Source organism: Kineococcus haloalkalitolerans, from assembly GCF_050871905.1.
In the GTDB taxonomy this organism is placed as follows: domain Bacteria; phylum Actinomycetota; class Actinomycetes; order Actinomycetales; family Kineococcaceae; genus Kineococcus.
In genome coordinates this window covers 1-12,787 of the sequence record NZ_JBJLSH010000072.1, presented here as the reverse complement: position 1 = coordinate 12,787, position 12,787 = coordinate 1, and the positions used below count along the sequence as shown (strand labels likewise).

Here is a 12,787-nt window from a genome sequence, read left to right as displayed (position 1 = left end):
GGGGAGGGTGGGTGTGGGGGGGGGGGGGGGCGGGGTCGGGGCGGGGGGGGGCCCGGCGCGCCGCCCCCGCGCGCCCCCCCCCCCCCCCCCCCCCCCCCCCCCCACCACGCTGATCCTCGTCACCAACACGGTCTCCGCGCGCCAGTGGCGCGACGAGCTGCTCAAGCGCACCTCGCTGACCGAGGACGAGATCGGCGAGTACTCCGGCGCCCGCAAGGAGGTCCGCCCCGTCACGATCGCCACCTACCAGGTGGTCACGACGAAGCGGAAGGGCGTCTACCCGCACCTGGAGCTGTTCGACGCCCGCGACTGGGGCCTCATCGTCTACGACGAGGTCCACCTGCTGCCCGCGCCGATCTTCCGGATGACCGCCGACCTGCAGGCGCGCCGGCGCCTGGGCCTGACCGCGACGCTGGTGCGCGAGGACGGCCGCGAGGGCGACGTGTTCTCCCTCATCGGCCCCAAGCGCTACGACGCGCCGTGGAAGGACATCGAGGCGCAGGGCTACATCGCCCCCGCCGACTGCGTCGAGGTGCGCGTCACGCTGCCCGAGCACGAGCGGCTGCTGTACGCCACGGCCGAGGACGAGGACCGCTACCGCCTGTGCGCGACGTCGGCGGAGAAGTCGCGGGTGGTGGAGAAGCTCGTCGCCCAGCACGCCGGGGAGCCGACGCTCGTCATCGGGCAGTACATCGAGCAGCTGGACGACCTGGCCGCGCGGCTGGACGCCCCCGTCGTCAAGGGCGACACGAGCGTCAAGGAGCGGCAGCGGCTGTTCGAGGCGTTCCGGCAGGGCGAGGTGAACACCCTGGTCGTGTCCAAGGTGGCGAACTTCTCGCTGGACCTGCCGGAGGCGAAGGTCGCCATCCAGGTCTCGGGGGCGTTCGGCTCGCGCCAGGAGGAGGCCCAGCGCCTGGGCCGCGTCCTGCGCCCCAAGGGCGACCACGGCTCGGCGCGCTTCTACACGGTGGTCTCGCGCGACACCAAGGACCAGGACTTCGCCGCGCACCGGCAGCGGTTCCTGGCCGAGCAGGGCTACGCCTACCGCATCGTGGACGCCGACGACATCGACGGCGGTGTGCCGGACGCGGACGGCGTGCTGCCCGGCTGACCGTCACCGCCCGCGCCGGGGACCCCGGCGCGGGCGGTGGTGTCAGCGGATCGTGTACCCGCCGTCGACGACGAGGTCGGCGCCGTTGACCATCTCCGCCGCGCCGGAGGCCAGGAACAGGGCGGCGCCGGCGACCTCGCGCGGCAGGGCGAAGCGGCCGGTGGGGATCTGCGCCTTCGCGGCCTCCCCCTTCGGGCCCTCCCACGCCTTGCGGCCCAGCTCGGTGAGCACGACCGTCGGCGAGATCGCGTTCACGGTGATCCCGCGCCCGCCCCACTCGGAGGCCAGCACCCGCGTCAGCCCGAGGACACCGGCCTTGGAGGCGCAGTAGGCGGCGTGGCCGTCCAGCGCGACCGTGGCCGCCTGCGAGGCCATGTTGACGATCCTGCCGCCGCCCGCGGCGAGCATGTGCCGGCCGACGGCCTGGCAGACGTGGAACGTGCCGCTGAGGTTGATGGCCAGCGTCCGCTCCCACGCCCGCTCGCCCAGCTCCTCCGCGGGCGCCAGGTCGACGATGCCGGCGCAGTTGACGAGGACGTCGACGCGCCCGGCGCGGGCGACGGCCTCCTCGACGGCGGTCCGCACCGACTCCGGGGAGGACACGTCGACCTCGACGGCGAAGGCCCCGCCGCCCAGCTGCTCCGCGCGCTCCTGCGCGGCGGCCAGCTTGAGGTCGGCGACGACGATCCGGGCGCCGCGGCCGGCGAACACCTCGGCGATGGCGCTGCCGATGCCGGAGGCCCCGCCGGTCACGAGCGCGACGCGCCCGTCGAGGCGGAAACCGAGGTCGACGTCGGCGTCGGTCTGGGGTGCGGTGCTCATGGTGCGCTCCTGGAGTGGGTGGGTGGGCCCGCCGCCCCGCGGGCGGGGGCGGGTGTCACTGCTCCTGGCCGGGGATCCCCTCGTAGGCGATGTTCCCCGACTCCAGGTTCTGCGCGATGAGGTCGGGCAGGTCCGCCAGGAAGGCGTCGCGGCCGGTGACGACGTGCTCGATCGCGACGTCGACGTTCTCCTGGGTGATGCGCGGCATCACGTACACCGGGTCGCTCGGCACCTCCTCGCCGCGGGCGAGGGCCGCGGCGACGGCCAGGCCGGCCGCGAGCTCGACGGTGCCGTTCTGCAGCATGGTCCCGATGAAGTCGCCGTTCTCGACGGCGTTGAGCCCGTCCTCGATGCCGTCGATGCCGACGACCGGCTTGTCCATGCCGGCCTCCTTGAGCGCCTGCAGGGCGCCCAGGCCCATGTCGTCGTTCTGGGAGACGACGCCGTCGATCTCGTCGCCGAAGCCGGAGATCCAGTTCTTCATCTTGTTGACGGCCTCGTCGCGCTTCCAGTTCGCGGTGTCCTGCGCGAGGACGGTGATACCGGGGTACTCGGCGAGGACCTGGTCGATGCCCTCCTGCCGGTCGATCTGGCCGGACTGCCCGAGCGGGCCCTGCAGGACGACGATGTTCCCCTCGCCGCCCAGCTCCTCGGCCATCATCCGCATCTCCTCCGCGCCCGCCGCGACGTCGTCGGGCAGGACGCTGGCCGACAGCGCGTCGCTGTTCAGGCTGGCGTTGACGTCGAGGATGGGGATGCCGGCGGCGTTGGCCGCCTCGACCTGCGGGCCGAGGGAGTCGGCCTGCACGGGGACGACGATGATGGCGTCGACGCCGGCGTTGACGTACTGCTCGACCTGGCTGGCCTGGGTGTTGACGTCGAGGTTCGCGGAGTTCCACAGCAGCTCGATGTCGTTGGCCTCGGCGTAGGCCTCCATGCCCTCGCGGCCGGCGGTGATGAACGAGCTCATGTCGTACACGCTGACGCCGACGCGCAGCCCGCCGCCGCCGCCGTCCTCCCCGCCGCCGCCGGCGGTGGGGTCGCCGGCGCCGCACGCGGTCAGGGACAGGGCGAGGCCGGCAGCGGCGATGCCGGTGAACGTCTTGGTGAAGCGCAGCACGGTGGTCTCCTCCGGTGGTTCGTGGGTGGGGTGGTGGCCGGCCGCGTCAGGTGCGGCGCTTGGTGGACCAGACGTCGACGGCGACGGCCGCGACGATCAGGACGCCCTTGATGACGTTCTGCCAGTAGGCCGGGACCAGCAGCAGGTCGAGGCCGTTGTTGAGGGTCTGGATGAGCAGCAGGCCCAGGGCGGTGCCCCAGACGGTGCCCCGCCCGCCCATGAGGCTGGCGCCGCCGATGACGACGGCGGCGATCGCGTCCAGCTCGTACCCCTGTCCGAGGTTCGGGGGGCCGGAGATGACGCGCGAGGCGAGCATCACCCCGGACAGGCCGGCGAGCAGGCCGGAGATGGCGTAGACGCTGAACAGCGTCCGGCGCGCGGGCACGCCGGCGATCTCGGCGGCGGTGCGGTTGCCGCCGACGGCGTAGATGCGCATGCCGTAGGCGGTGCGGCGCATCATGACGCCGAAGCCCACGATGCCGACGATCATCACGATGACGGGGACCTGCAGGCCGGCGACGGTGGTGTTGGCGATGCTGCCGAACTCCGCGGGCAGGCCGTTGATGGGGGCGCCGCCGCCGATGACGTAGGCGATGCCGGAACCCGCGGTGAGCATGCCCAGGGTGGCGATGAACGGCGGGACGTCGATGCGCGAGACGAGGAAGCCGTTGACGGAACCGGCCAGCAGGCCGACCACCATCGCCGACAGGACGGTCAGCCACACCTGCCCCGGGTTCGCCTTGGCGACGGCGGCGGCGGTCATCCCGGAGACGGCGATGACGCTGCCGACCGACAGGTCGATGCCGCCGGTGAGGATGACCAGCGTCTGCCCCAGCGCGATGAGCGCGAACGGCGCCGCGGCGATGAGGATCGTCTGGAGGTTGTCGGGGCTGGTGAAGCGCAGGCTGCGGTAGCTGAAGAACGCGATGACCAGCAGCATCACGATGAGCATCGCCCGCCGGATGAGCTGCGCCACGATCCACTCGCGGCTGAAGCGGCGCGTCGCCTCCGGGGCCGGCGTGGTCGGGGCCTGGTTCACGTCGGTGGTCATCGCGGTCCGTCCTCTCGCGGGGTGGTGGCGGCGTCGGCCGCCGGGGTGCCTCGGCGCTGCTCCAGGCCGGAGCTGAGGCGGAAGATGAGGTCCTGCACGTCGGAGCGGTCGAGGGCGTCGCGGTCCAGCTCGCCGACCACCTGCCCGCCGCGCATGACCAGCGCGCGGTGGGACAGGCCCAGGACCTCGGGCATGTCGGAGGAGGCCATCACCACGGCCATCCCCCGCGCGGCCAGCTCGGCGATGATGCGGTAGATCTCCGAGCGGGCGCCGACGTCGACGCCGCGGGTGGGTTCGTCGAGCAGGAGGACCTGCACGTCGCCGGTGAGCCAGCGGGCCAGCACGACCTTCTGCTGGTTGCCGCCGGAGAGGGTGCCGACGTCCTGGCCCAGGCCGCGGCTGCGCAGCCGGACCGAGCTCATGGCCTCGCCGACGGCCTCGCTGCGCGCGCGGCCCCGCAGCCAGCCGGCCACCGAGAACGAGGACAGCCGGGGCAGGGACCCGTTGTCCAGCACGCTCATGCCGAGGACGGCACCGGCGTGCTTGCGGTCCTCGGGCACGAGGGCGGCCCCGGCGCCGATGGCCGCCGCGGGCGCGTTGCGCCGCACCTCGCGACCGGCCACGCGCACGGTGCCGCCGGTGGTGCGGCGCACGCCGAAGAGGGCCTCGAGCAGTTCGGTGCGCCCGGCGCCGACCAGCCCGGCGAGCCCGAGGACCTCGCCGCGGCGCACCTGCAGGGACACCGGTGCGGGCGCTCCGGCGACCTCGAGGTCGCGCACGTCGAGCACGACGTCGGCGTCGGCGGGGACCTCGCGCACCGGGGGGAACAGGTCCTCCAGCTCGCGGCCGATCATCGCGGTGACGATGTCGTCGTCGCCGGTGGTGCTCATGGGCGCGTCGAGCACGAGGCCGCCGTCGCGCAGGACGACCACGCGGTCGGCCAGGGCGCGGATCTCCTCCATCTTGTGGGTCGTGAACACCATGGCCACGCCCTCGTCGCGCAGCTTGCGCACGACGCGGTAGAGCCCCTCCACCTCGCGCTCGGAGATGGCCGAGCTGGGTTCGTCGAGCAGCAGGACCCGCGCTCCCCAGCTGGAGTTCTTGACGATCTCGACGATCTGCTGGACCCCGACGGGCAGCGTGCCGACGCGGGCAGCCGGGTCGATGTCCACGCCGAACCCGTCGAGCAGCCGGGAGGCCTCGCGCGCCATGGCGCGGCGGTCCAGGGTTCCCAGGCGGGTCTTCAGCTCGCGGCCCACGAAGAGGTTCTCGTAGACGGTCATGTGGGCGATGGAGGCCAGTTCCTGGGGCACGATCGCGACGCCCAGGCGCCGCGCGGCCCGCAGGTCGCCGGGGTGCAGCTCCTCCCCGCGCACCGCGACGGTGCCGCCGTCGGCGCGGTACTGCCCCGAGGCGATCTTCATCATCGTCGACTTGCCGGCGCCGTTCTCCCCGGCCAGGGCCGTGACGGTGCCCGGTTCCAGGGCGAGCGAGACGCCCTTGAGGACGGGCACGCCGCCGAAGGACTTGCGCAGGTCCCGGCACTCCAGGACCGCCGGCGCGGCGCCGCTCACCGCTGGCCGCCGGCGGTGCGGTCGGTGGTCCGGGACGTGCGTCGGAGCGGGTGCTCCGGGCTCATGGGTCCTCCGTCGGGGCGTGGGACGTGGGAGGGGACGGCGGACGTGCGCCGCGGGGTGTGCCGCGCCGGGCGGCGGCCGGGTGCGCGCGGTGCGGCCCACCTTCGGACCGCGCCGGTGTCGTCACCGCGGCCGGTGCGTCCGCGCCGGCGAGACGTAACATCACACACGTTGCAAACAACGTCAAGCGCGTGGGATGTAACATCCCGGGCACGTTCCCCCCGCTCCCGCCGTTCGCTCCCGCGGAGACCCCCGCAGCGGGGCCGCGCCGTCCGCCGGGTGACGGGCGGGAGCACGGAGGGAGGACGTGTGGACCGGGACAGGAGCGGCGCCGGTGGCAGGGCCGGTGGCGGGAGCGGTGGTGCCGGCGGCGGCGCGCGCCGGCACGGCCTGCGGCAGGCCGAGCGCCACGAGGCCATCACGGACCGGGTGCTGGGCGCGGGCTCGGTGCGCATCGAGGACCTGGCCGAGGAGTTCGGCGTCAGCTCGATGACGGTGCACCGCGACCTCGACGCGCTCGCCGCGCAGGGCCTCCTCCGCAAGTCGCGCGGCGTCGTCACCGCCGAGGCCACGAGCCTGTTCGAGGCGAGCACGGAGTTCCGCACGCGCCAGCAGGAGCGCGCCAAGCGGGCCGTCGCCGAGGCGGCGGCGGCGTTCGTCGAGCCGGGCCAGGCGGTCATCCTCGACGACTCCACCACCGGCGTGCACCTGGCGCGCCTCCTGCCGCAGCGCCAGCCGCTGACGGTCATCACGAACTTCCAGCGCGTGCTGGACGAGCTGACCGGCCAGCGGGGCATCAACCTGATCTCCACCGGCGGGCAGTACTTCCAGTGGTGCGACGCCTACATGGGCAGCGTCAGCATCGGCGCGCTGCGGGGCATGCGCGCCGACGTGTCGTTCATGTCGACCTCCGCCATCACCGACGACACCTGCTTCCACCAGCACCACGACACGGTGCTGGTCAAGCGGGCCATGCTCGAGGTGGCGCGCAAGCGCGTCCTGTACGTCGACTCCACGAAGTTCCAGCGCCGGGCGCTGCACGCCCTCGCCCCGCTGAGCGACTTCGACGTCGTGGTCGTCGACGGCACCACCCGCGCCGAGGACGTGCAGCGCCTGCGGCAGGCGGGCATCGAGGTGGTCGTCGCCCCCCCGCCCGGCGCCGCGCCCGCCGGCGCGGCGCCGGTGGGCGGGCGGTGACCGCGCGGGTGGCCGGGCGGGCGGAGGTCTAGCATCCGCAGGGACCGCGACCCGGCACGACCGGGCCGCCGCCCGTCCCGTCGCGAAGGCAGCGCATGTCCCGTTCCGCCGGCCCGGTCGTGCTGGCCGTGGACTGCTCGACGACCGGCGCCAAGGCCGTCGCCTTCGACGCCGGCGGCAGGACCGTCGCCGAGGCCCGGGTCCCCTACCACCGCACCTCCCCCCGCCCGGGCTGGCAGGAGCAGGACCCCGCCGACTGGTGGGGAGCCACCGCGGGCGCCCTGGCCGGCGCGGTCCGGGCCCTGGCCCCGGACCAGCGGCCCGTCGCGCTGGCCCTCACCCACCAGCGCGAGACCTTCGTGTGCCTGGACGCCGACGACCGCCCGCTGCGCCCGGGCGTGCTGTGGCTGGACACGCGCGCCGGCGAGCAGATCACGCGGCTCGGCTCCGCGCGCGTGCACGAGCTGTCGGGCAAGCCGCCGTCGACGGCCCCGAGCCTGTACAAGCTCGCGTGGCTGGCCGAGCACGAGCCGGAGGTGCTGCGGCGCACCGCCCTCGTGCTCGACGTGCACGGCTACCTCGCGCGCCTGCTGACCGGCACCCGGTCCACGAGCTGGGCCAGCGCCGACCCCCTGTCGCTGCTGGACATGCGGCACCTGCGGTGGTCGCCGGAGCTCGTCGCCGCCGCCGGGCTGGTGGTGGAGCAGCTGCCCGGCCTGGTGGCGCCCGGCGCCGCGCTCGGCGGCCTGGGCGCCGCGGCCGCCCGCCGCACCGGCCTGCCGGAGGGCCTGCCCGTGGTGGCCGGCGCCGGCGACGGCCAGTGCGCCGGGCTGGGCTCCGGAGCGCTGGTGCCCGGCCGGGCGTACCTGAACCTGGGCACGGCCCTGACGCTGGGCGTCCACTCCCCCGGCTACCGCTGGTCCGCCGCCTACCGCACGCTGGCCAGTCCGCTCGCCGGCGCGTACGTGCTGGAGGCGCTGCTGCCCTCCGGCGCGCTGTCGATCGGCTGGTTCCGCGACGCGCTGTCCGGGCTGACCGGCGAGCGGCGCGAGGAGCGCCTGGAGCGGCTGGCCGCCGACGTGCCCGCCGGCGCGCGCGGGCTGCTGTTCCTGCCGTACCTCAGCAGCGCCGAGACGCCGCACTGGGACCCGGACGCGCGCGGCGCGTTCGTCGGGCTCGCCGAGGAGCACGGGCGCGCCGAGATGTACCGGGCGGTGCTGGAGGGCCTGGCCTACGAGGAGCGGGCGAACCTGCACCTGCTGGAGCAGGACACCGGCACGGCCGTCGAGGAGGTCGTGGTCACGGGCGGCGCGGCCCGCTCCCCCCTGTTCACGCAGATCCTCGCCGACGTGCTGCAGCGCCGCGTCCTCGTCGCTCGCGAGCCGGAGACGACGGCCCTGGGCGCGGGCGTGCTCGCCGCGGCCGCGGTGGGCCTGACCGGCTCGACCGACCTGGGGGACGTGGTGGACGCCATGACCGGCACGGGCGCCGTCCTGGAGCCGGACCCGCGCCCGCGCGCGGTGTACGAGGAGGCCGCCGGCCTGCACGCGCAGCTGTACCCCCGGCTGCGGCCGCTGTTCCCCGGCCTGTCGCGCCTGCGCGGCGGGAGCGCCGGCGGCGGGACCGGCGCGCCCGCCTGACCGGCCCCCGCCCCGGCTACGCGGACCGGAGCGCCGGCGCCACCGTCGGCACCGGCACCACCGGCCGGGGGCCCCGGCCGCGGTCGGCGCGCGAGCGCTGCGCCAGGGCGGTCAGCAGCAGGGCGGACGGGTCCGCGGGCCGCTCGTCGCGCGAGCGACGGGCCTCCAGCCAGCCGCGCAGCCCGTCGGGGCGGTTGGTGATGACACCGTCCACGCCGAGCCGCACGACGTGGTCCCACAGCGCGGGCGCGTCCACCGTCCACGGCCAGACCCCCAGCCCGGCCCCGTGCAGGTCGGCGACCAGGCCCGGCCGGGTCACCAGCGCGGCCGCGCCCGGGTTGCACGCCACCACGCCGAGGTCGCGGCGCAGGGCCCGCGCCCGGGTGGTGGCGTCCACCGGCAGGTCGTCCACCAGGACGGCGAGGCGCACCCGCGGCGCCTGGTCGCGCACCCGGCGCAGGGTCAGGAGCTCGAAGCTCTGCAGGACCACCCGGTCCACGGCTCCCGCGCGGCGCACCTGCTGCAGGACGGCGGCGACCTGGGCGGGCGTCCACACCTCCTTCAGCTCCAGCAGCAGCTGAGCGCCGGGGTGCGCGGTGAGCAGGTCGAGCAGGTCGGCCAGCAGCGGCAGGCGCTGACCGCGGTAGGCGCCGGAGAACCACGAGCCGGCGTCCAGGCGCGCCAGGTCGGCGGCCGCCAGGTCGGCCACGCGCCCGCGGCCGTCGGTGGTGCCGTCGACGTCGGCGTCGTGGACGAGGACGACCGCGCCGTCGGCGGCCGGGCGCAGGTCGGTCTCCACCACGTCGGCGCCGGCGCGCAGCGCGGCCTCGAACGCGGCCAGGGTGTTCTCCGGCGCGACCGCGGAGTACCCGCGGTGGGCGATGACGAGCGGCGGGACGAGCGGCGGGACGAGCGGTGGCGGCCCGGCGGTGTCCCGGCGCTCGTCCACGGCGACCTCGGCTGGTCTCGGTCCGGTGCTGCAGCGGGCGCCGGAGGCTGGCACCGGCGCCGGTGACGCGCCGGTGGCGTACCCGAGCTGCATCGGCACGGGCGGCCCGGCGCTCGAGGCGCGTCCCCCTGGCGGGCGCGGTCGCTCACCCGGACGGCCCCGCGCGAGGCCCCGGAGCGTCAACCCGGCCGCCCGGGCGGCCGATGACCGTCCCGTGACCGCAGACCGCTGGGTGTCCGTCAGCTCCGCCCGCGCCGTCGCCGGCGACAGCGCCGGCACCGCCGCCGCGACCGCGCGCGCCGTCGAGGACGCCCGCGCCGGCCGGCCCGCCGCGCTGCTGCTCGTCATGGCCCGCTGGGACCTGGACCTGCACGCCGTGGCCCGCGGCGCGCAGGAGGCCGCCGGCGGCGCCGTCGTGGCCGGCACCAGCACCACCACCACGTTCGCGGGCGGGGCGGACGCGCCCGCCGACGTCGTCGTCACGGCGCTGGGCGGGCCGGGCCTGGAGGCGCGGGCCGCGGCCAGCACCGCCGCCGACCCGTTCGCGCGCGGCGCCGAGGTGGCCGCCGCCTGCCGCGGGGCCGAGCGCGCCCACGCCACCCACGTCCTGCTGCCCAACGGCACCGACGGCCAGCAGCAGGCGGTCGTGCGCGGCGCCTACTCCGAGCTGGGCCCGGGCGTGCCGATCGTCGGCGGCGGCTCCGACGGCGACCTCGTCGCCTTCCGCAGCTGGCAGCTGCTGGGCGGGCAGGTGCTGGAGAACGCCCTCGTGGGCGTCACCATCGCCACGGACCGCCCGCTGGGCGTGGGCGCCGCGCACGGCCTGCACCGCGTCGGGGACCCGCTGGTCGTCACCGACTCCGACGGCCTGACCGTGCGCGCCCTGGACGGCCGCCCCGCCCTGGACGTCTACCTGGAGCGCCTGTCGCAGCTGCTGGGCGAGGACTGCGGCGCGGCGTCGCTGGCGCCCGGGCGCCTGGCCGCGCTCGGCTACGCCCACCCGCTGGGCCTGGTGCGCCGCCGCCGCGAGGAGGTGCGCACCGTCACCGGCACGGACCCGGTCGCGCGCACGCTGTCGTTCGTGTCCGAGGTGCCGCTGGGCAGCCTCGTGCACGTCATGGCCGGCGACGAGGAGGAGATGGTCGCCGGCGCCGGGGAGGCCTGCGAGCAGGCGGTCGCCGCGCTGGAGGGGGCGGACCCGGTGGGCATGGTCGTCTTCAGCTGCGTGGCGCGCCGCGAGCTGCTCAGCAGCACCGGTCACGTGCGCGAGGCCCGCTCGGCGCTGACCGCCGCCGCCACGGACGACGTGGTCCTGTCGTACAGCTGCGGGGAGATCGCGCGGGTCTCGGGCGCGGCGGGCTGCCACAACCAGACCGTCGTCGCCCTGGCGCTGTGAGCGGCGCGCGCAGCGCCGCCGAGGGCGCCGCGGTCGCAGCCGGTCTGCAGCAGGGCCTGCAGCTGGTGGAGCTGCTGGCCGCGCTGTCGCACGCCGGCGGCCCGGAGCGGATGGCGCAGCGCGCGGTGCAGTGGATCGCCGAGCAGCTGGACTGCGAGGTGGCCGCCGTCGTCGAGGGCGACCGCGCGCTGGCGGCGCTCGGCGTGGTCGCCGGACCGGCCGGCGAGGCCGTCGTCACCGCCCTGGGCGTGGACCCCGGGGCACCGGCGCGGCTGGCGGGGATGAGCGACGTGGACGTGGCCTCGGCCCCCGTGCCCGCCGAGGCGGCCGGCCCGGACACCGCCACCGGTGCGGCCCGGCTGGTCGTCGCGCGCGCCGAGGAGCCCTTCGACGCCGCCGAGCGGCTGCTGCTGCTGGGCACCGGCCGCCTGCTGGGGCAGGCGGTGCAGGCCGCGCGGGCGCTGCTGCGCGAGCGCGAGGCGCGCCGGCGCGGCGAGGAGCTGGCCCGCGAGCGCGAGGAGCTGCTGCGGACCCTGCGCGAGCGCGAGCTGGTCCTGAGCACCCTGCTGACCCTGCAGCGGGCCGTGTCGCACCGGTGGGCGCTGGAGGAGCTGCTGGACCTGCTGTGCGACGGCGCGCAGACCGTGCTGGGCGGGGACGCCGTCGCGGTCGTGCTGGAGAACCCGCTGCGCGCCGCGGCCGGGTGCACCGGCGAGCGCCTGGAGGTGCGCGCGGTGCGCCGCGGGGACGGCGCCCCCGACTGCCCCGACGTCCTGGAGCACGCCGCGCGGGCCGTCGACGCCGGCAGCGAGGTCTCCGGCGAGCACGGCGGGTGCCGGTGGCGCGCCGCGCCCGTGCGCGCGCAGGGCCGCCCGGTGGGCGCCCTGCTGCTCCTCGACGGACCCGCCACGGCCGAGCCGGCGGCCCGGCACCTGCTGACGACGTTCACCGAGCAGGCCAGCGTGGCCCTCAACGACGTCTACACCGAGCGCAGCCTGCAGGAGTCGTACTACGACCAGCTGACGCGGCTGCCCAACCGGGCCCTGTTCCTGGACCGGCTCGCGGCGGCGCTGGCGGCGCACGAGCGCGACGGCGGGGCGCTGGCCCTGCTGTACCTGGACCTGGACGGGTTCAAGGCCGTCAACGACCGCTACGGCCACGAGGCCGGCGACGCGGTGCTGCGCGCGTGCGCGGACCGGGTGCGCGACTGCCTGCGCCAGGACGACACCGCCGCGCGGCTGGGCGGCGACGAGTTCGCGGTGGTGCTGCGGGGGGCCGACCTGGCCGCCGCGCAGCAGGTCGCCGAGCGGCTGGTGGCCCGGCTGCGCCAGCCCGTCGAGCACGAGGGGCACGCGCTGAGCGTGGGCTGCAGCGTGGGCGTGGCCGCGCCCGGGCACGAGGGGACGGTGGGCACCACGCTGCTGCGCGACGCCGACACCGCCATGTACGAGGCCAAGCACGGCACCTGCCGCCCCGCCGAGCCGGGCCGCGCCCGGGTGGAGGTGTTCCGGCGCTCGCTGCACGAGGCGCGCGCGGACCGGCTGGAGCTGGAGGCCGACCTGGAGGGCGCGGCCGCGCGCGGGGAGCTGGTGCTGCACCACCAGCCGGTCGTGCGGCTGGCCGACGGGCGCACCACCGGCGTGGAGGCGCTGGTGCGCTGGCAGCACCCGCGACGCGGCCTGCTGGGGCCGGACCGGTTCATCGGGGCCGCCGAGCGCAGCGGGGCGATCGCCGAGGTGGGCCGCTGGGTGCTGGCCACGGCGTGGGGGGGGGGGGGGGGGGGGGGGGGGGGGGGGGGGCGGGGGGGGGGGCGGCGGGGGGGGGGGGGGGGGGGGGGGGGGGGGGGGGGGGGGGGGGGGGGGGG

At 76.5% G+C, this 12,787-nt stretch carries 10 protein-coding genes; 5 read left to right on the top strand and 5 right to left on the bottom strand.

What is annotated here, in order from left to right; all coding sequences use genetic code 11:
* Positions 1–1,111: DEAD/DEAH box helicase (locus ACRYMY_RS18790; RefSeq protein ID WP_432548741.1), on the top strand; the 1,111-nt coding region annotated here is incomplete at its 5' end.
* Positions 1,112–1,153: 42 nt separating this feature from the next.
* On the opposite strand, the gene ACRYMY_RS18785 is transcribed toward ACRYMY_RS18790, so the two are convergent.
* Genes ACRYMY_RS18785 through ACRYMY_RS18770 form a run of 4 tightly spaced genes read right to left on the bottom strand, consistent with a single transcriptional unit; the run spans position 1,154 to position 5,678 of the window.
* The gene (locus ACRYMY_RS18785; RefSeq protein WP_432548740.1) at positions 1,154–1,933 is read right to left on the bottom strand and encodes a GolD/DthD family dehydrogenase; all 780 of its coding nucleotides are present in this window, start codon (positions 1,931–1,933) and stop codon (positions 1,154–1,156) included.
* A 55-nt stretch (positions 1,934–1,988) separates the two neighbouring features.
* Positions 1,989–3,050: a substrate-binding domain-containing protein gene (locus ACRYMY_RS18780; protein WP_432548742.1), complete on the bottom strand. Its 1,062-nt coding sequence runs from the start codon at positions 3,048–3,050 to the stop codon at positions 1,989–1,991.
* Between the two features lie 49 nt (positions 3,051–3,099).
* Positions 3,100–4,104, bottom strand: a complete 1,005-nt coding sequence (locus tag ACRYMY_RS18775) for an ABC transporter permease (protein ID WP_432548739.1) — start codon at positions 4,102–4,104, stop codon at positions 3,100–3,102.
* Positions 4,101–5,678 (bottom strand): sugar ABC transporter ATP-binding protein, encoded by a 1,578-nt coding sequence (locus tag ACRYMY_RS18770; RefSeq protein WP_432548738.1) that lies wholly within the window; start codon positions 5,676–5,678, stop codon positions 4,101–4,103. Before ACRYMY_RS18770 ends, ACRYMY_RS18775 begins: the two co-directional genes overlap by 4 nt.
* A gap of 372 nt (positions 5,679–6,050) precedes the next feature.
* On the opposite strand from ACRYMY_RS18770, the gene ACRYMY_RS18765 reads away from it, so the two are divergent.
* Both ACRYMY_RS18765 and ACRYMY_RS18760 read left to right on the top strand, forming a co-directional pair.
* Positions 6,051–6,938, top strand: coding sequence for a DeoR/GlpR family DNA-binding transcription regulator (locus tag ACRYMY_RS18765; RefSeq protein WP_432548737.1), 888 nt, complete (start codon positions 6,051–6,053; stop codon positions 6,936–6,938).
* Positions 6,939–7,033: 95 nt separating this feature from the next.
* Positions 7,034–8,578, top strand: a complete 1,545-nt coding sequence (locus ACRYMY_RS18760; protein WP_432548736.1) for a xylulokinase — start codon at positions 7,034–7,036, stop codon at positions 8,576–8,578.
* A 16-nt stretch (positions 8,579–8,594) separates the two neighbouring features.
* On the opposite strand, the gene ACRYMY_RS18755 is transcribed toward ACRYMY_RS18760, so the two are convergent.
* Positions 8,595–9,527, bottom strand: coding sequence for a glycerophosphodiester phosphodiesterase (locus ACRYMY_RS18755; protein ID WP_432548735.1), 933 nt, complete (start codon positions 9,525–9,527; stop codon positions 8,595–8,597).
* A gap of 214 nt (positions 9,528–9,741) precedes the next feature.
* Here ACRYMY_RS18755 and ACRYMY_RS18750 point away from each other — a divergent pair, with 214 nt between their 5' ends.
* Positions 9,742–10,923 carry an FIST signal transduction protein gene (locus ACRYMY_RS18750; RefSeq protein WP_432548734.1) on the top strand — a complete coding sequence of 394 codons (1,182 nt, stop codon included), beginning with the start codon at positions 9,742–9,744 and terminating at the stop codon, positions 10,921–10,923.
* The coding region (locus tag ACRYMY_RS18745; RefSeq protein ID WP_432548733.1) for a diguanylate cyclase domain-containing protein at positions 10,920–12,787 on the top strand (1,868 nt) is incomplete at its 3' end. The genes ACRYMY_RS18750 and ACRYMY_RS18745, both read left to right, overlap by 4 nt.

Bases quoted from the DNA above. Each gene is read 5' to 3' on its own strand.
- ACRYMY_RS18785 (WP_432548740.1), bottom strand. From the start codon at position 1,933: ATGAGCACCGCACCCCAGACCGACGCCGACGTCGACCTCGGTTTCCGC.
- ACRYMY_RS18775 (WP_432548739.1), bottom strand. From the start codon at position 4,104: ATGACCACCGACGTGAACCAGGCCCCGACCACGCCGGCCCCGGAGGCG.
- ACRYMY_RS18760 (WP_432548736.1), top strand. From the start codon at position 7,034: ATGTCCCGTTCCGCCGGCCCGGTCGTGCTGGCCGTGGACTGCTCGACG.